The sequence below is a fragment of the Adhaeribacter aquaticus DSM 16391 genome (assembly GCF_000473365.1).
GTDB lineage: Bacteria > Bacteroidota > Bacteroidia > Cytophagales > Hymenobacteraceae > Adhaeribacter > Adhaeribacter aquaticus.
Genome location: NZ_KI421517.1, coordinates 4,377,008 through 4,396,976, shown reverse-complemented (window position 1 = coordinate 4,396,976; position 19,969 = coordinate 4,377,008). Strand labels below are relative to the sequence as shown.

The following is a 19,969-nucleotide window of genomic DNA, read 5'->3' as shown; positions in this document are numbered from 1 at the left end:
GTGTGAATATTCAAAATTTGTAGTAAGATTTTAGTAACATTTTATAGTATAGTATCCGGAAATAAAGAGCAACATAACATCACGACAACTTTTCTATCTAATAGATGGCAGCAACCATAATATCTGTGATAAATCAAAAAGGAGGCACAGGTAAAACTACTACCACAATAAATTTAGGAAGTGCATTAAGTAAGTTAGGCAAAAAGATATTGCTGGTCGATTTAGATCCACAGGCTAATTTATCTTATTCCTTGGGCGTAACAGAACCTGCTGTTACGTTAGCAGATGTTTTTACCGGAACAAAACAATTAGCTGATATTCTGGTTCATCAAGGAAACCTTAGTATTGCCCCCGGATCCAATGAACTAGTGGATATTGAAATTTCATTAGTAACGCAGGAAAAGCGGGAAAGCTTTTTAAAAAATATTTTGGCTGATGCCAAAGGATTTGATTATATTCTGATCGATTGTCCGCCTTCACTTTCTATACTTACGGTTAATGCCCTGGCGGCTTCTCAGGAAGTGCTGATTCCTTTACAAATGGAAGTTTTAACCTTACAAGGTCTTAATCAAATATTAAACACTGTCGCTCAGGTTCGGAAAGCGTTCAACCCAAAATTACGGGTAAAAGGCATTGTGGTAGTTATGTATGATAAGCGCCGGAAATTAAGTTTAGAAGTGGAAGAATACTTGCAGGAAAATGTGGATGAATACATTTTCTCTTCGCGTGTCCGGCAAAATGTAAAGTTAGCTGAAGCGCCATCATTCGGGAAAAGTGTAATCGATTATGATCCGGCATCCAACGGAGCCAAAGATTATATGGCCTTAGCCGAGGAATTTCTGGTAAAATAAGCACCGGAATTTTTCGTTTTTTATTGTTATACATTAGAGTTAAAACAGATCCTTCGGGGTTTAATTAATAGATCCACCCAGTATATTTTAATATAGAGCGCAAGTTATGGCTTTAGGAAAAAACATGAAGTTGAACAAAGACAAACTGATTGGTCAAGCGGAAAATAACAATCCGCCTGAGCAACCAGCAGAAGGGAAAGTGGTGCCAGAACCGGTAACCACACCGGCAGCAGAGGCTACTCCGGAGCCGGCTGATCTGCCAAAGAAAAATGGCAAAAAGGTTGGTGCCTTGCCAGTGGGGGAGTCAGGTTCAGCTAAATCTGTTTCTGAAAAAAGAAAAGAAGAAAAACCGGTATCAGCACCAGCTGCTCCTGATACTACCAAAAGTGCGTCATTAGATAACCCTTATATTAATGATCAGCTGAACCGGGTATTATACGCCCTGGATGCTTTCAAAAAGGGTGATGTGTCCGTCCGGTTAACAAAGCAGAACAATGATATTTTTGCTGATATCGCCGAAGCTTATAACTCCATGGTGGAGATGATAGGGGGCGTAGGGGGCGAAGTGTCGCGTATTTCTAAAGTTGCCGGAGTAGAAGGAAACCTGAAAGCGCGGGCATCGGCTGAGAATGCCTCCGGTTTCTGGAAAGACATGATTAATAATATCAATGGTCTGGTTGATTCGATTGCTGTTCCGGTATTGGAGGTAGGTAAAGTACTTAAAAATATATCCCGCGGAAACCTGGATGAAACATTCCAGATTCCGGTATCGGGCGACTTTAAAGTAATGGCCGAGACCATTAACCGAACCATTGATAACCTAAACTTATTTGCCGGGGAAGTAACCCGGGTAGCGCTGGAAGTAGGTTCAGAAGGAAAGCTGGGTGGGCAAGCTTCTGTACCGAACGTAGCCGGGGTTTGGAAAGAATTAACAGACAATGTAAATATAATGGCTGGTAACCTTACTGCTCAGGTAAGGGATATTGCCAAAGTATCCACCGCAGTTGCGCAGGGTAACCTGACGCAAAAGGTAACGGTAGATGTAAAAGGAGAATTCCTGCAATTAAAAGAGAACATCAATTTCATGGTGGACTCGCTGAACATCTTTGGGGATGAAGTAACCCGGGTAGCGCGGGAAGTAGGTACCGAAGGTAAATTGGGTGGCCAGGCAAAGGTGCCTAACGTTGGTGGCGTTTGGAAAGAACTTACCGACAATGTAAATACCATGGCCAGCAATCTGACCTCACAAATGCGTGATATTGCAAATGTGGCGGCGGCTGTAGCGAAAGGCGATTTAACGCAGAAGATTACCGTTAACGTACGGGGTGAGATTGCCGAGTTAAAGGATATTCTGAACCAGATGGTGGATTCCCTGAATATCTTCTCGGACGAGGTAACCCGCGTGGCACGTGAAGTAGGAACCGAAGGTAAACTTGGCGGACAAGCCAATGTGCCGCGTGTGGAAGGAACCTGGAAAGAATTGACCGATAATGTAAACTACATGGCTTCTAACCTTACCTCTCAGGTACGGGATATTGCCAATGTAGCTACTGCTGTGGCCCGTGGAGATTTAAATCAAAAAATTACGGTTGAGGTAAAAGGCGAATTGGCGGATCTGAAAAACATCATGAATGCCATGGTGGACCGGTTAAATGTATTTGCCGGGGAGGTGACCCGGGTAGCGCGCGAAGTAGGAACCGAAGGTATTTTGGGTGGCCAGGCCAATGTGCCGGATGTGGCCGGAGTTTGGAAGGACCTGACCGATAATGTAAATATTATGGCCGGTAACCTTACCACGCAGGTGCGTTCTATTGCCGAGGTAACCACAGCCATTGCTACCGGAGACTTGTCTAAGAAGATTACCGCTGATGTACGTGGGGAGATTCTGGAAGTAAAAAATACTGTAAATACCATGGTTGACCAGTTAAGCTCTTTTGCTTCTGAAGTAACCCGGGTGGCGCGGGAAGTAGGTTCTGAAGGCAAACTGGGCGGCCAGGCCGAAGTAAGAGGTGTTGGCGGTGTATGGAAAGATCTGACCGACAATGTAAATATGATGGCCGGTAATTTAACGGGCCAGGTACGGAATATTGCCGAAGTAACCACTGCTATTGCCACCGGCGATTTAGGTAAGAAAATTACCATTGATGCCCGTGGTGAGATATCAGAACTGAAAAATACCATTAATACGATGGTTGATCAGCTGAACGCCTTTGCCGGGGAAGTAACCCGGGTAGCAAGGGAAGTAGGTACCGAAGGTAAACTGGGAGGCCAGGCCGAAGTACAGGGCGTATCTGGTACCTGGAAAGACCTAACTGATAACGTAAACATAATGGCTGGTAATTTAACCGGTCAGGTGCGTGATATTGCTAAAGTAGCCACGGCAGTAGCCAATGGCGACTTATCGAAGAAAATTACCATTGATGCCCGGGGCGAAATTCTGGAGCTGAAAGATAATATTAACCAAATGGTGGATTACCTCAATATCTTCGGGGATGAGGTAACCCGGGTGGCTCGTGAAGTAGGTACCGAAGGTAAACTGGGCGGCCAGGCAATTGTACCAAATGTAGGAGGTACCTGGAAGGAATTAACCGATAACGTTAATACCATGACCAGCAACCTGACCTCACAAATCAGGGACATTGCCAAAGTAGCTACGGCTGTAGCGCGGGGCGATTTAACCCAGAAAATCACCGTGGAAGTACGCGGTGAATTCTTAGATCTGAAAGAAAACCTGAACCAGATGGTGGATTCCCTGAACATTTTCGGGGATGAGGTAACCCGGGTGGCTCGTGAAGTAGGTACTGAAGGTAAACTGGGCGGCCAGGCCAATGTGCCCAAAGTTCGGGGCACCTGGAAGGAGTTAACCGACAATGTAAATATTATGGCCTCTAACCTGACCGGTCAGGTGCGTAATATTGCTGAGGTAACTACTGCGGTTGCTAACGGGGATTTATCTAAGAAAATTACCATTGATGCCCGCGGCGAGATTCTTGATCTGAAAGAGAATATTAACCGGATGGTGGATTCTCTGAATATATTTGCCGGGGAGGTAACCCGGGTAGCATTGGAAGTGGGTACTGAAGGTAAGCTAGGTGGTCAGGCCGATGTAAAAGGAGTAGGCGGGGTTTGGAAAGACCTAACCGATAATGTAAACTACATGGCTGGTAACTTAACGGGCCAGGTACGTAATATTGCTGAGGTAACCACGGCAGTGGCAACCGGTAATTTATCTAAAAAAATTACAATTGATGCCCGTGGTGAAATTCTGGAACTGAAGAACACCATCAATACCATGGTGGACCAACTAAACGCTTTTGCTTCTGAGGTAACCCGGGTAGCGCGTGAAGTAGGTTCCGAAGGTAAGCTAGGCGGTCAGGCTGATGTTAAAGGAATAGGCGGAGTTTGGAAAGACTTGACCGATAACGTAAACCTGATGGCGGGTAACCTTACCACGCAGGTACGGAATATTGCAGATGTAACCACTGCGGTAGCTACCGGAGATTTATCGAAAAAAATCACCATTGATGTAAAAGGGGAAATATTAGAGCTGAAGAATACCATAAATACCATGGTAGATCAGCTGAACGCTTTTGCTGGTGAGGTAACCCGGGTGGCACGTGAAGTAGGTACCGAAGGTAAACTAGGCGGCCAAGCGGAAGTAACAGGTGTGGGTGGCGTTTGGAAAGACCTGACCGACAATGTAAATATGATGGCTGGTAATTTAACGGGTCAGGTACGTAATATTGCCGAAGTAACCACTGCGGTGGCAATTGGAGATTTCTCCAAGAAAATTACGATTGATGCCCGCGGTGAAATTCTGGAACTGAAGAACACCATTAATACCATGGTGGATTTACTGAACTCCTTTACTTCGGAAGTAACGCGCGTGGCCCGTGAGGTGGGTACCGAAGGTAAATTGGGCGGTCAGGCCAATGTACAGGGTGTAGCCGGTACCTGGAAAGACTTGTCTGATAACGTAAATATAATGGCTGGTAACCTGACAACCCAGGTTCGCGGAATTGTAAAAGTTGTAACGGCTGTATCAAAAGGCGACTTAACGCAGAAGTTAACGCTGGAAGCAAAAGGCGAGGTAGCCGACCTGGCAGATACTATTAACCGGATGGTGGATGACCTGAACCGTTTAGCAGGTGAAGTAAGCCGGGTAGCAAGAGTAGCAGGGGTAGAAGGAAAATTAACAGAGCGTGCCACAGTACATGGAGTAGGCGGAAGCTGGAAGGAACTGGTTGATACCCTGAATGACCTGTTAGAGTCTATTGTAACGCCAGTATTGGAAGTATCCAGAGTGGTGCGGTCTATTTCGGAAGGTGATTTAACCCAAAAAGTAGAGATACACACCGCTGGTGATATTTTAGCGATGGCCAATGCACTAAACCTGGCGGTTGATAACCTGAATTCCTTATTAGGAGAAATCAATGATAGCTCTTTAGTAGTTGGGTCTTCGTCAGAAGAAATGGCTGCTAAAGGTTTAGAAATGAGCCGGGTAACCGTAGATGTGGCCTTAGCTATGCAACAAATGGCAGAAGGTGCTCAGAACCAGGCGTTAAAAACGGATCAGGCCTTTAAGCTGATTGAGGAAATCATGAAAGCGACCAAGGAAACTGCTAATAAAGCGGATGTGGTAAACAAATCAGCTATTATGGGTGAGGAAACTTCCCAATTAGGTTTGAAAACTGTGGCTGAGGTGGTGAAAAACATGGAAGAAATTTCTACTGCTGCTGCTTTAACGGCCAAAACCATTGAAGTATTAAGTACCCGTTCCCAGGAAATTTCTAAATCATTGGGTGTAATTACAGATATCGCAGCACAAACCAACTTATTGGCCTTGAATGCGGCCATTGAGGCAGCTCGTGCGGGCGAAGCCGGTAGAGGTTTCGCGGTAGTAGCCGAAGAAATCCGGAAACTGGCCGAGGGATCCCGAAAATCGGCAAGTGAAATTGCTACTCTGGTAGAAGATGTTAAAAAAGATACTTCTTCTGCCGCAGCTGCAATTTCTACGATGGAGGGTCGGGTATTAAAAGGTAAGAATGCAACCTTTGAAGCGTCCGGAGCCTTTAAGAATATTGCGACTTCCAGTGGTGAAACCTTACGTTCTTCACAGGATATCTTAACTGCTACTGAAATGCAGAAATCTTCTATTGGAGATGTAGTTAAGTATGTAGAAGAAGTGGTAGCAATTGCTGAACAAACAGCATCAGGTACGCAACAGGTTGCAAGTACTGCCAAACAATTATCTGGTTCGATGCAGGAGTTAACAGCATCCAGCCAGCAGTTGAATGAAATTGCAGAAGACTTACAGGAAGGAATCTCAGCCTTTAAACTTTTAAACGGAAGTTACATTCCACAAGGTAAAACATTCCGGAAAATGTCTGCCATGTCCAACTATCGGGCTTCTGGTAGATCAGTGGATGTTCGGGCTCCGGAAATGAACCGTCCTGGAATGCCAGGTGTACCTGAACCTAGAAGTACCTCTAAAAATATTCCTCTTTCGCAGGTTCCTAATCCGCCTTCTGTACAGGCACCAACGCCGGGACCTGATGCACAGGATGCTAAAAAAGATTCGGGTAAAAAAGGGGGAGCTAAGTATAAATAACCAGCATGGCAAAGGAAGAAGAAGCTACTACAGGCAGAAGGGATTTGGTGGTGGAACCGGTTATACATTTAATAGTATTTAAACTGGGCAGCGAAGAATATGGTATCCGGATAGAGCAGGTAAAAGAAGTAACCATTACGCCTGAAATTACCCGGATGCCAAAAACTCCTTCGTTTATAAAGGGTGTTGCTAATATCCGCGGCGATATTATTGCCATTATGGACCTGGAGGAACGGTTTAAAATAACTCCGGTAGTAGAGGAATATGATTCTTTGAAACCTAAAAAAACTTATACCCTTGCTCTGGAAGCGAAGGATTATACTATTGGTTTGATTGTGCGGGATGTGCCGCAGTCCTTATCTATCCCGGTTTCCCGAATAGATAAAGCACCTGCCTTTATTCAGGACATCAACATTAATGATAACTTCATTGAAGGAATAGGAAAGCATGAGGGGCGTTTGATTATTGTTCTTGATATATTTAAAATTTTAACCAGTGAAGAAGTTCAGCAACTTAAAGAATAACTTTAAGGTACAAAGCATCTTCAGATTATAGCATACATAAAATTATGAAAAAGAGAATATTAATTGTAGATGATTCATTTTACATGCGAACCATGTTGAAAAACATGCTAACTGACGCTGGTTATGAAGTGGTAGGAGAGGCGCCTAATGGGCAAACCGCCTTACAAATGGCCAAAGAAACCAATCCTGATTTAGTTACCCTGGATGTAATTTTACCAGATAATACCGGATTGGATGTATTGAAAGGAATCAAAAAGGATCAGCCTGACATGAAGGTAATAATTGTGAGTGCCGTTGGTCAGGAAGTTATTGTAACTGAAGCCATGGATCATGGAGCATTGGCTTATATCGTAAAACCTTTTTCTGAAGATAAGGTGCTGGAAGTGGTTGGAAATGCTTTAAAGGAAAATGCCTAACCCTTTTAGCTAAGGACATTTCTTGATAATAAAGCAGTAGCGTGATAGTAAGGTTTGGTTATAAAGAAGATTAAAATAATTATAGCTGATTATTCCAGTTTTTCAAGGTTGGTACTTTCTGATATACTAAATACAGAAGTAGACTTGGAAGTTATGGATACTGCTGAGAACGGGGAAGAGTTACTTCAGAAAATTAAAGAGCATACTCCTGATTTGGTTATTGCAGATTACCATCTGCCGAAAAACAGCAGGATGTTTACTTTTCGAAGAATCCAGCAGGAGTTTAAGGTGCCTATTTTAGGAATTATAGGAACAGAAAACTTGCCGGAGGATTTTATTTTTGAAGCATTGAAAGTGGGTGTTTACGATTTTGTGCACATTTCCAGTTATACTGGATTTCCTCAGTTTCGGAAAATTCAGGATGAAATAATCCAGAAAGTGCGGGCAGTAATGGATATAAAACACGAGCAATTACAAATATATCAGGCAGGTACTGGTAAACGAGTAACGGATGCTTCTGTAATAAATAGAAATACTGCAAGGTTTCTGAATCCGAGTTCATATGTAGTAATGGGAGCTTCTACTGGCGGAACAAAGGCTCTGGAAGCCATAATAAAAGATTTGTCGGTTGATTTAAGCTCCGCCGTTTTGATTGCAGTGCATTTACCTGGCAAATTTACCAGGACATTTACCCAACGCCTTAAAGGCCTTACTGCCTTAAAGGTGGTAGAAGGTAAAACGGGTACACGGTTAGAAGCAGGAAAAATTATTGTAGCACCAGGAGATAAAAATATGATTGTAAACCGACATATGGGGATTAAAACAGATTTACGAGTGGATTTCTCTCTGGAGCCGTCTCATGAATTTGATCGTCCGTCGGTGGATTTATTAATGAAATCTGTAGCAAAAGTTGCAGGGGCTAATACCTTAGGGGTCATCTTAACCGGAATGGGAAAGGACGGTACCGCCGGAGCTAAAGCTATCATTGGCAAGGGAGGAGAAACCGTTGCCCAGGATGAAGCTTCTTCTGCCATTTTTGGAATGGCCAAGTCTGCGATTGATAAAGGCTATATTTCAAAAGTGATAAGTTTAACGCAAATACCTGAATATATAAATAGGTTTGCAGAATATCATCGGATTTAAGCGCTCCGGTAAATACGAATGAAATCGAGAGAACAAGAATATAAAGAAATATTTATTGCCGAAGCGCTAGAGTACTATGATGCTTTAAACCGCCATATCAGCGAGCTGGAAAAAGATCCTAATAATGATGGATTGCTTGCTGAAATATTCCGGTTATTGCACAATATGAAGGCTAATGCCAAAGCTATCGGGTATATTCAGATTTCGGATTTATCGCATAAGCTGGAAACTGCCTTTGAACTGATCCGGAACAAAGAGCTAGCTTTTACCGACGAAACCGTTACAGTTTTATTCGACGGAATTGATTTATTAGGAGAATTAATCAACAACGTTGATAATGAAGGCTACCAGGTGGCGGATGAGAATATTATCCGGAACCTGGAATTAGTAGTTGAGAATGCCAATGAACAGGAAAATGGTGGCGATAAACAAAAAGAGCTTTCCCGTTCAGCTAAATATATCAATGCAAAAAATATTACCCTCTCGGACCTGGTTTATATCCAGATTAAAAAACTGGATCATTTATTAAACCTGGTGGGGGAGTTAATTATAGACCGGGACCGGATTCTATCCATTAGTAAAGAACTGAATCACTCGGACCTGGCTGCTGTAAGTGCGCACCTTTACCGCATTACTGAAGATTTGCAGTACAGTGTAATGGATGCGCGGCTTGTAACAATAGGTTCTTTGTTTAATAAATTTCCGCGCATTGTCCGGGATATAGCAGTTGCTGAGAAAAAGGACATTCACCTGGAAGTAAGTGGACAGGATATTCAAATAGACCGGAACATCCTCCAGATAATAACGGATTCACTATTGCACATTATGCGGAATGCCATTTCGCATGGTATAGAACCGGCCGATGTACGCGAAAAAGTTGGAAAACCCAAAGTAGGTAATATAACCTTGTCCGCCCAGAGCGACCGGGAGATGGTACAGATTAAATTAAGGGATGATGGAAAGGGAATAGACTTAGCAGATGTAAGACGCGGTATTGTGCAGAAAGGTTTTTTACCGGCAGACGTGGTAAAAGATTTACGAGACTCGGAAGCTTTATCTTACATATTTGAACCAGGGTTTTCATTGGCCAAAGAGATTACTGAATTTTCTGGGCGCGGGGTTGGCCTGGACGTGGTGAAAAATGCTATTGATTCTATTGGCGGTCGGATTCGGGTAGATTCGGAAAAAGGCAAAGGAACCACCTTTACCTTGCATTTACCTACTTCTATAGCCGTTAAAGGAGCTTTGCTGTTTGAAGTAGCCGAAAATTTTTACGCTATTCCGCTCATGCATACCGATTCGGTAGTGGCTTTTGAGACTTCTGAATTGCATGAGATTGGCGGCCTTTTGGTGGCTGAAATAAAAAATGAAACCATTACAGTTATTTACCTGAACGAATTTTTAAATGGTGATCCTGGAACAATGGATTTGGGAAGTAAAAGCCGTTTAAAAGGGTTGGTTCAGAATATAATAATTGTTACATATAATAATAGAAAATTAGGTCTGATAGTAGATAAGCTTTTCAGGCAGCAGGATATCGTGGTAAAACCTTTAAACAAACCAGTTGATGCCATCGAGATTTACGGAGGGGTAACCCTGTTAGGCTCGGGTAAGGTTTGCTTAGTATTAGATGTACCGGCGATAACGCGTTATTTTTTAACTAAAAAATAGGAACCGGGCTAATTACCTTTATTTAAAGAGTTGTACATGGAACTTCAAATTAGCGATTTAGAGAAAGACATTATTAAGGAAATCCTGAATATAGGTTTGGCCCGGGCAGCTGATTCTTTTGCCTCCATTTCTAAGGATAGGGTTTTACTTAAGGTGCCCGATATGGAGCTAATCAATGCGAATGAAGTATTGGAGATTTTAAAGAAATTTGAACGAACCCATGAAATCATTCAATCTGATATTAAAGGCGACTTTAATGGCACTACTTTAATGGTTTTCTCAGCTAAACATATTGAAAAGCTATCCCAGGTTTGTTTGTATATGGAGCTTCCTTACGAAAACGCTCTAAACGAAATGCAGGAATCATTACTCCTGGAAATCAGCAATATTATTACCGGCGCTTTTGTGACGCAGTTGGCAAATATTTTAAAGGCTGATATATATGGTTCTCCGCCGTCTCACCCACAAAAAGGAGCTTTAGCCGATTCGCTTAAAAATGTCTTTTCGAATAGTCCTATTTTTCAGCCGATCATTTTTACAGTAATTACCCATTTTACTAATTTTGAAGAAATGGTTGAACTACCGTTATTTTTATTTTTTGATACCCAGACATTTACTAAAATTTTGGATATAATTAGATCCTATAATTTTTATGAATTAAACTAAAATAGGAAGGTATAAGCATTTGGTTTAAATATTATAATATTAGCAGCGCTTACTTTTTAATATTTTGTTGCCTGCAGCAATAACGCACGAATTAAAAAATTGCTGTAGGTTAGCTGATGCTGGCATTATACACCGGCCAAAGCATAGAAGTATGTTTCCTGATAAGGTCCTGGCAAAAAACTATCACTTTTAAAATAAAGTAAAACCCACCATATTTAAGTATCTTTTCCAGAAATTTGTTCTGGAAATAAATTTATAAAAACCCTCCGGATATTACCCAATCCTTATATTTAGCGAAAAATTATTACTCATTTTATGGACGATAAGTCAGCATTTGCAAAAAGCAAACAAGAAAAAATTGATGCCTTTGATCCGAGTGGTGTAGGAAATACCACCAGTGGAATTTACGGGTTACCATTTTCCGTAGAAGAGGCCGAAGTGGTTCTGATACCAGTCCCTTGGGAAGTAACTGTATCTTATAATGCCGGTACTGCTTATGGTCCGCAAGCTATAAAAGAAGCTTCCTTTCAGTTAGATTTATTTGAGCCAGCCATAGAACATGCGTGGAAGTTGGGAATTGCTATGGAAGAAATTTCAGAAGAATGGCTGCAAACCAGCACCGACCTACGGCATAAAGCAGAAAATTACATCACTTGGTTAGAAGGCGGAGGAACAGATTTATCCGAGGAAACAGTTGGCGAATTGTTACAAACTGTAACGGGTAAAGGTCAGGAATTATTGGAGTGGTTAAAAGCCAAAGCGGCTAATCATTTAGCTGCCGGAAAATTAGTTGGCGTAATTGGTGGAGATCATAGTACTCCATTAGGTCTGATTCATGCTTTGGCTGAAAGAAACGAAGAGTTTGGTATTTTACAAATAGATGCGCATGCTGATTTACGTGTGGCATATGAAGGGTTTGAGTATTCTCATGCTTCTATTATGTATAATGCTCTGAAACTAAAACAAGTTAAAAAATTGGTTCAGGTAGGTATCCGGGATATGGCTGAATCAGAAGCAGAATTAGTTCGGTTATCTAACGGGCGTATTGCTACTTTTTACGATGCGGTACTAAAAGAAGACATGTACGAAGGTGATTCCTGGAAGAAACAATGCAAAAAAATAATAGCCCAATTGCCGCAAAAGGTTTACATTAGTTTTGATATTGATGGTTTAGATCCGAAACTATGCCCGGCTACCGGCACACCGGTACCTGGTGGTTTAGCCTTCGAAGAAGCTATTTACCTGATTAAAGCTTTAGTACGTTCTGGCCGGGAAATAATTGGTTTTGATTTATGCGAAGTAGCGCCAGGCGATTCGGATTGGAATGGAAACGTGGGGGCCCGGTTATTATATAAACTGTGTAACTGGATGGCGGTATCGCAGAGGAAATTAGTGGCTAGTGGTTATTCAGTACCGGAGAAATAGCCGCTTTTAGCAAGATTCCGTAAAGCTAATCTTTATAATCATTTACTAAATTGATCTGAAATAAATATAGCTATGGGATTTATTATAAAAATAGTATTAACAGGTCTGGCAGCTATGATTGCGGCCTATATTTTGCCTGGTGTTACAATAGCTGGTTTTACCAGTGCCATACTTTTAGCAGTTGTGTTAGCTATTTTAAATGCTATTGTGAGGCCAGTTTTGGTAGCCTTAACCATTCCGGTAACTATATTAAGTTTAGGCCTTTTTTTATTAGTAATTAACGCAGTGATTATTTTGCTGGCAGATTTTTTACTAGCTGGCTTTAGTGTTAATGGCTTTTTTTGGGCCTTGATCTTTAGCTTGATTCTTTCTGTAATAACATCCATTATAGATATGTTTCGTTAATTTTAATAGTAAGATAGAAAAAGAAAAAGCCCGATTTATCGGGCTTTTTCTTTTTCTATCTTACATAGTTGTTGTTTTGCTGGCTAACCAATCTTTGCAGGCATCTACACATTCCTGACAGGCCTCGGCGCATTTTTGGCAATGGTCATGTTCATGTTTAGCACATTCATCATGGCAAGCCTGGCAAATCTCTATGCATTCCCGCATAACGTGTTGGGCATGGGGCGAATTCCGGGCCACAAACCTGGAAGTAAGGGCACATATATCAGCACAATCCCTGTCAAGTTGTATACACTTCACCATCATTTTTACATGGTCTTCCTGCAGGCATAAGGTAGCACAGGTTTCGCAGGCTGTGATACATTTGATCAGAATGTGTTCCAGGTTATTAGTTTTTTCTGATTTCATAGTTTTAAAGTAGGTTTAGGGTTAAAAGAACTAGGTCACAGTCATTTAATAGTTTATAACAACGGGTATTAATATTTGAGGTTTAGTTTGCCCAGACATTTAAGTATCTTTGTGTTTCAGGTTGGACTATAATGAAGCAGGGAAATCCTCATTTAATTTTAAAACAATATTTCGGGTTTGAGTCTTTCAGACCCATGCAGCAGGAAATTGTAGAGACAGTATTAGCGGGCAATGATTGTTTAGCGTTAATGCCTACCGGTGGCGGAAAATCGGTGTGCTTTCAGGTACCGGCTTTAACCTTGCCTGGTATATGCATAGTAGTGTCGCCGCTCATAGCCTTGATGAAAGATCAGGTGGAAGCCCTGCATGCAAATGGGGTATCGGCGGGGTTTTTAAATAGTACCCAATCAGCAGAAGCGCAATACAAACTGGAAAACGACTGTTTAGCAGGTAATATAAAATTATTATACGTTTCGCCGGAAAAGCTTTTATCGGCAGGCTTCTTTTCCTTTTTAAAACGGCTGACCGTAAATCTATTTGCCATTGATGAAGCACATTGTATTTCGGCCTGGGGACATGATTTTCGTCCGGAATATACCCAACTCAAATACATAAAAGAACAATTCCCAAATGTTCCAATTATTGCCTTAACTGCCACCGCAGATCGGTTAACCCGACAGGATATAACAAAACAGCTTGGCTTGGCAAATCCGGAGGTTTTTGTTTCTTCCTTTGATCGGCCTAATCTGAGCCTAGCCGTACGGCCAGCTAAAAAGCGATTAAATGTTATATATGATTTTTTAAATACCCATAAGAATCAGCCTGGTATAATTTATTGCTTAAGCCGGAATATGGCCGAACAGCTAACCCAGAAACTGGTAAATGAAGGGTACAAAGCCGCCTGCTACCATGCTGGTTTATCAGTAAATGCGCGCTCTAAGGCACAGGAAAATTTTCTGAAGGATAACATTCAGATAATTTGTGCTACCATTGCTTTTGGTATGGGGATTGATAAATCAAACGTACGTTGGGTAATCCATTATAATCTTCCTAAAAATATTGAGGGTTATTACCAGGAAATAGGACGCGCTGGTCGGGACGGAGCAAAAGCCAATGCTTTATTATTTTATAGTTACTCCGATGTAATGTTGCTGCGTAATATGCTGGGCGAAGGAGTAAAAGAACAGGTAGATTTGCAGCTGACCAAGTTGGAACGGATGCAGCAATTTGCAGAGGCTACTATGTGTCGCCGGCGGATACTATTACAGTATTTTGGGGAGACACTGGTTAAAGATTGTGGTAATTGCGATATCTGCAGAAATCCGCCTGCCACTTTTGATGGTACATTATTAGCTCAAAAAGCCTTATCGGCAGTGGCGCGAATGCAGGAAAAAGCCAGTTTGGGTACAGTAATAGATGTGTTACGGGGTTCCAGAAGCCAGGTAATAATGCAAAAAGGCTACCATACCATTAAAACCTATGGTGCTGGCCGGGATGTACCTTATTTAGATTGGCTGAGTTATTTACATCAGTTCCTGAACAGCGGCTTATTGGAAATAGCCTACGACGAAGGGTATGCTCTTAAACTAACGGAGCGAGGTAAAGCTGTTTTGTTTAATGCCGCAAAAGTTGATTTAGTTAAATTTGAACCTTATGCCGAAAAAGAAGAGGCGAAAGAAGATAAACGAACTAAAAAAGAAATTATTCAGGACGAGTTATTTGAAAAGCTACGCAGTTTAAGAAAAAAGTTAGCAGATGCCAACCAGGTGCCACCTTATGTCATTTTTTCGGATAGTACCCTACAGGAAATGGCTCAGGAGAAACCTACTAATCGCGTAGCCATGTTAGCCATTACTGGTGTTGGTATGGTGAAATATGAAAACTACGGACATGAGTTTATTAATGAAATAATTCAGTTTGTTACCAGCCAGCAGGAGCAAGGCAATAAAGTAAAAGGAGCAACCCATTTAATAACTTATGAAGCTTATAAACGAGGCTTATCGTTAGAGGCCATAGCTACTGAGCGAAAATTAAATTTAGTTACGGTTTATTCGCATATGGCCACTCTATACGAACAGGGATACGATATCGATATTAGTCGTTACATAAGTAAGAAAGAGTATCTGGCTATAGAACCCGTTATTGCCAAATGGGGCGCAGATGCAAAACTGAAGGATATTTATGAAGCGTTAGGTGAGCAGGTGGATTATCAAAAAATAAGATTAGCCATTTCCATATTTAAAAGAAGGAACAGTTAACTTACATTATATTAAAAACAAAGAAGGCCACTTAATAAGTGGCCTTCTTTGTTTTTAATATAATGTTTCTAATTACAGTTTAGCCACTGGATCAGGCGTGTTATCCTTATCACCGATTACGGTGCCATCAGTGCCCATTGCGTTTCCTTTTAAAAGAAGTAAACCAGCTACGTGCGGAGCAGCGAATGAAGTACCATTGCCATAAGAAGTATAACCACCACCTTTAGTAGTTGTTGTAATATTTACAGCTGGTGCACTGCGATCCACGGGTGCACCAAAGTTCGATTTGTTCCAGAAATATTTATTGTAGTCCATACCAGAAACGGTATAAACATTAGTAGCATTTACCCGCTGTGGAGAATTGTTGCTGCAATCTACAGCACTGTTACCAGCAGCAATGGATATGAATATACCCTTAGCAGCACAGTTTTTAATAGCAGTATCCAAAGTAGAAGAAGCGCCCGCGCTGATACTGATATTGACTACATCACCGGCTTTGCCCGTATTGGTTACGTGGTTTACAGCTTTAATAAGGTTAGATAAGCTACCCGCACCATTATCATCTAATACCCGCAGTGCTACAATGGTTGCATTAGCGGCTACCCCAATAATACCAGAGCCATTGTTTTTAGCACCGATAACACCAGCTACCATGGTGCCATGGCCAAAACCATCCTGTACAGAGGTAACTCCAGTAACAAAGGATACACTGCGGCTGGCATCAACATTTAGATCAGAATGGTTTAAATCCACACCACTATCTATAACCCAAGCTGTTTTGCCTGCACCATCTCCGTAACCTACCATAGCCACACCAGCCGGAATAGTCTCACCGCTTGCCACGGAAAGGCTGGTATAAGTAGGGGAGCTAGTAGTAGTAGTAGTAGTAGTAGTAGTAGTAGTAGTAGTAGTAGTAGTAGTAGGGGAGGTAGTGGTTGTTGTTGGGGAAGTGGTAGTTGTGGTGCTCTTGGTTGGTTTGCCCAAGATAATCAACTGATCTTGTTCAATAGTGGCAACATCCGGATTTTTCAGTAATAGTTGTACCTGTTCTTTAGATAAGGAGCCAAAGAAACCTTGAATTCTTCCATCCAGTCTGCCTTTTATCCCTTTACTTTCAACAGCATGAGAAGCAACTAAATCATTAATAATTTCAGAAGTACTTTCACTTCCGCTTTTGAAAACTACAATGTACTGCCCTTCAATTTTATTATCAGCGGCCTGAATGTTTTCTTTAACAACTGGTGCTGTTGCTTTTTCTTCTAAAAGATCCTCTTTTTGGCAACTTGCCATTGTAAAAGCGGAAGCAAGTGCAAAGTAAGAAACTGCTTTTTTAAATTTAGCTGCTTTCATAGAATTTAATTGGTGATGTAAAAATTTAACCATTACTGCGTTTTACCTGTTTTCCTTTTGTTTGCTTTTCCACTAACATTTTCAAGATATAATAGTTCAGCCGGGGAAATATTTATTTGCTTAAAAATGCTCCTTGTATTGAAAAGGTTATATAAATATAATGATTTTAAATATTATTTAAGTTATTGTAATTATAAATTTACTAAATAATAGGTAGAAAATTAATTATAATTAAAAAATATTCAATGTTTAAGCTGTTGTTTCTTTTTATTAAACATTTTTAAATTATAAAATTAATTAAAATAATGCAAAATATAATATAACCATTTGGTCTCAAATCAGTATATATCTGATTGTGTTGGCTATAATGGAGGTATTTTTTTTTAATTCCAAATATCAATCCTAAAAAATTTCAAGTTTGCCTTATTTAGAATCAGTAAAATTAATTGTTAAAAATTTAATAATTTAATAATATTGGTATAGTTATAAATAAGGTTGTAATAAGTCAATAGGTTTAGGTAATTTTCTTGGAGTAGGTTTTAATGCGAAGGTGGATATTCAACCTGCTTAACAGAGAACAGAACTTGTTATCTATAAAAAGTAAATAAATTTTATTTAAGATTTAATCAAAGGTTTCTTTTATTCTATTAGAAAGGATTAAAATTATTGAACTAGAAGGGAGTAAAATAAATCTCAGAAACTATTAATAAACTTTACCAACTTAGTTAATTTCGCCTGATTTTTAGAAGAAATGTAAACTATAAATGTGAAGCTTTAGTAAGTACTTATATGGAGATTTTAGAAAAACCTTTTGGTTTAACCAGTAATGGCTTAGAAATAACAAAATATACTTTGCAAAACCTAAATGGTCTGCAGGTATCCGTTATTAACTATGGAGGTATAATTACTACAATTTTAACTCCGGACTTACAAGGAAAATTGGGGGACATTGTTTTAGGCTTTGATAGCCTTGATGCATATGAAGAAGATCATCCTTATTTTGGCGCCCTTATTGGCAGAGTAGGTAATCGGATCGCCAAAGGAAAATTCACGCTGGATGGCCAGGAGTATCAGGTAGCTGTAAATAATGGCCCAAATAGTTTGCATGGAGGCCTAAAAGGTTTTGATAAGGTTGTATGGGAGGCCGAGGCCATGCCAGGTAGTAATAGTGTTAGGCTAACTTATTTAAGTAAGGATGGGGAAGAAAACTATCCGGGCAATTTAAGCTGTGCTGTAATTTATACTTTAACAGAGGATAACGAACTCAAAATTGATTACCATGCCACTACTGATAAGCCTACTCCGGTAAACTTAACTAATCACAGTTATTTTAATTTATCAGCGGGAGAAGAAGAATCTATTCTAAATCATGAACTGTATTTGAATGCTGATAAATATACAGTAGTAGATGAAGATTTAACGCCTACGGGAGAATTAAGGCCGGTTGTTGGCACCGAAATGGATTTTACTTCTCCTAAAATTATAGGTAGTCGCATTGCACACGTAGCAGGGGGGTACGATCATAATTATGTTCTGAATAAAAATGGACAGGAAATGTCGGTAGCCGGCCGGGTGTACGATGCTGTTACAGGACGTGAAATGGAAGTTTATACTACTCAGCCAGGCGTCCAATTTTATTCCGGAAATTTCCTGGACGGTAGTTTAACCGGAAAATACGGGAAGGTTTACCAGAAACATTATGGATTTTGTTTAGAGACCCAACATTTTCCGGATGCTCCTAATCAACCTGCCTTTCCTTCTATAATTTTACGGCCAGGAGAAGAATATCAGGAAACAACCATTTATAAGTTTACGGTTCGCAATCTGCCCGTATAAAAACTACTTGGTTGGTAAGGTTTAAGCAGGGAAAACATTCTTTAGCAGAAAGTTTTAAGATTATTTGTAACCGCTCTAATATCTGCTTCCGTTTTATTTTAAACTAATTATTCTTTAGATGAACTCATTTGATTTAGCTGAGCATCCGCACAGAAGATATAATGCCTTAACCGGAGAATGGATTCTGGTTTCACCGCATCGGTCCAAACGTCCGTGGCAGGGGCAGCAGGAAGAAGTACAGAAAGAGGTTCGTCCGCAATACGACCCAAAATGTTATTTATGTCCGGGCAATGAGCGGGCAAATGGGGAGCATAATCCTGCTTATCAGGAAACCTTTGTTTTTGAAAACGATTTTGGAGCCCTGCAAAGTGAGGTGCCCGAGGGGTCATCTGATAAAGAAGGTTTGTTAAAGGTACATAGCGAGAGGGGTATCTGTAAAGTTATTTGTTTTTCACCGCGCCATGATTTGGCGTTGCCGGAAATGGAGGTCAACGATATTAGACGGGTAATAGACGTTTGGCAGCGGGAATTTCAGGAATTAGGTAGTTTGGACTACATTAATTACGTGCAGATTTTTGAAAACAAAGGCTCGGTTATGGGAAGCAGTAACCCTCATCCGCACGGCCAGATCTGGGCGCAAAGTTCTGTTCCGGTAGAACCCGCAAAAGAAACTATCCAACAGTTTGCTTATTACCAGCAACATGGAAAAAGTTTATTAGAAAATTACCTGAACCTGGAATTGCAGGAAAAGCAACGGATTGTATTAGTAACGGAAGCCTTCGTGGCCCTGGTACCTTTTTGGGCTGTCTGGCCTTTTGAAACAATAATCATCAGCAAACGGCATATCCAAAATATTCTGCAATTAACGGAAGTAGAAAAAGATGATTTTGCTCAGATGATTAAAGGGCTTACAGCCATTTATGATAAATTATTTAATGTATCATTCCCGTATTCGGCCGGCTTACATCAAAGTCCAACGGATGGACAAGAGCATCCGGAATGGCATTTTCACATGCATTTCTACCCGCCGCTTTTACGATCTGCTTCAGTAAAGAAATTCATGGTTGGTTATGAGATGTTAGGTAATCCGCAGCGGGATATTACTCCGGAATGGGCGGCAGAGCGCCTAAGGAGCTTAAGCTGATTTAGATCAGAAAACGGAATTTTGTATGGGTGCAACAAATTGTATTTGCTCTCTCCGCCTTACTCACTTTAGTTCCTTATTTGGCAATTAGTTACTGGGGAAAAGTGTTTGTATAAACCTGGTAAAACAGCTGATTTGGGTTTAGAAATAGGTTTTAAAGATTCTGTTGAAATTTTCAATATTTTGAAAGAAACATTATATAAATGCGATAAAACAAGCCGAAATCCATGGTAAAACCTTAAAAAATTTGTATCTTTACAT

The 19,969-nt window shown here is 40.7% G+C and carries 14 protein-coding genes; 12 read left to right on the top strand and 2 right to left on the bottom strand.

Annotation, left to right across the window (positions count from 1 at the left end):
• Positions 1-104: 104 nt before the first annotated feature.
• The 9 genes from ADHAQ_RS0121795 to ADHAQ_RS0121755 all read left to right on the top strand — a co-directional run bounded on the left by ADHAQ_RS0121795 (position 105) and on the right by ADHAQ_RS0121755 (position 12,712).
• A complete protein-coding gene (locus ADHAQ_RS0121795) occupies positions 105-851 on the top strand; it encodes a ParA family protein (protein WP_026464732.1) in 747 nt (248 codons plus the stop codon).
• A 106-nt stretch (positions 852-957) separates the two neighbouring features.
• Positions 958-6,462 (top strand): HAMP domain-containing protein, encoded by a 5,505-nt coding sequence (locus ADHAQ_RS27880; protein ID WP_084523940.1) that lies wholly within the window; start codon positions 958-960, stop codon positions 6,460-6,462.
• Between the two features lie 5 nt (positions 6,463-6,467).
• The gene (locus tag ADHAQ_RS0121785; protein WP_026464731.1) at positions 6,468-6,986 is read left to right on the top strand and encodes a chemotaxis protein CheW; all 519 of its coding nucleotides are present in this window, start codon (positions 6,468-6,470) and stop codon (positions 6,984-6,986) included.
• Positions 6,987-7,030: 44 nt separating this feature from the next.
• Entirely contained in the window at positions 7,031-7,402 is a 372-nt protein-coding gene (locus ADHAQ_RS0121780) for a response regulator (RefSeq protein ID WP_026464730.1), read from the top strand.
• A gap of 54 nt (positions 7,403-7,456) precedes the next feature.
• Complete coding sequence (locus ADHAQ_RS0121775; protein WP_026464729.1) at positions 7,457-8,545, top strand: chemotaxis protein CheB; 1,089 nt, start codon at positions 7,457-7,459, stop codon at positions 8,543-8,545.
• 18 nt (positions 8,546-8,563) lie between these two features.
• Positions 8,564-10,216 carry a chemotaxis protein CheA gene (locus ADHAQ_RS0121770; protein ID WP_026464728.1) on the top strand — a complete coding sequence of 551 codons (1,653 nt, stop codon included), beginning with the start codon at positions 8,564-8,566 and terminating at the stop codon, positions 10,214-10,216.
• Between the two features lie 36 nt (positions 10,217-10,252).
• A complete protein-coding gene (locus tag ADHAQ_RS0121765; RefSeq protein WP_034257002.1) occupies positions 10,253-10,882 on the top strand; it encodes a chemotaxis protein CheC in 630 nt (209 codons plus the stop codon).
• A 315-nt stretch (positions 10,883-11,197) separates the two neighbouring features.
• Positions 11,198-12,307: an agmatinase family protein gene (locus tag ADHAQ_RS0121760; RefSeq protein ID WP_026464726.1), complete on the top strand. Its 1,110-nt coding sequence runs from the start codon at positions 11,198-11,200 to the stop codon at positions 12,305-12,307.
• Between the two features lie 72 nt (positions 12,308-12,379).
• Entirely contained in the window at positions 12,380-12,712 is a 333-nt protein-coding gene (locus tag ADHAQ_RS0121755) for a phage holin family protein (RefSeq protein WP_026464725.1), read from the top strand.
• A 60-nt stretch (positions 12,713-12,772) separates the two neighbouring features.
• Here the strand turns inward: ADHAQ_RS0121755 and ADHAQ_RS0121750 are convergent, their stop codons facing one another.
• Complete coding sequence (locus tag ADHAQ_RS0121750; protein WP_026464724.1) at positions 12,773-13,120, bottom strand: four-helix bundle copper-binding protein; 348 nt, start codon at positions 13,118-13,120, stop codon at positions 12,773-12,775.
• A 131-nt stretch (positions 13,121-13,251) separates the two neighbouring features.
• Here ADHAQ_RS0121750 and recQ point away from each other — a divergent pair, with 131 nt between their 5' ends.
• The gene (recQ, locus tag ADHAQ_RS0121745) at positions 13,252-15,378 is read left to right on the top strand and encodes a DNA helicase RecQ (protein ID WP_034257001.1); all 2,127 of its coding nucleotides are present in this window, start codon (positions 13,252-13,254) and stop codon (positions 15,376-15,378) included.
• Positions 15,379-15,450: 72 nt separating this feature from the next.
• Here the strand turns inward: recQ and ADHAQ_RS0121740 are convergent, their stop codons facing one another.
• A complete protein-coding gene (locus tag ADHAQ_RS0121740) occupies positions 15,451-16,728 on the bottom strand; it encodes a S8 family serine peptidase (RefSeq protein ID WP_026464722.1) in 1,278 nt (425 codons plus the stop codon).
• A 789-nt stretch (positions 16,729-17,517) separates the two neighbouring features.
• Between ADHAQ_RS0121740 and ADHAQ_RS26690 the strand changes: the two genes are divergently transcribed.
• Both ADHAQ_RS26690 and ADHAQ_RS0121730 read left to right on the top strand, forming a co-directional pair.
• Positions 17,518-18,564 carry an aldose epimerase family protein gene (locus ADHAQ_RS26690; RefSeq protein ID WP_034257000.1) on the top strand — a complete coding sequence of 349 codons (1,047 nt, stop codon included), beginning with the start codon at positions 17,518-17,520 and terminating at the stop codon, positions 18,562-18,564.
• Between the two features lie 118 nt (positions 18,565-18,682).
• Positions 18,683-19,708, top strand: coding sequence for a UDP-glucose--hexose-1-phosphate uridylyltransferase (locus ADHAQ_RS0121730; RefSeq protein WP_026464721.1), 1,026 nt, complete (start codon positions 18,683-18,685; stop codon positions 19,706-19,708).
• The last annotated feature ends 261 nt before the right edge of the window (positions 19,709-19,969 follow it).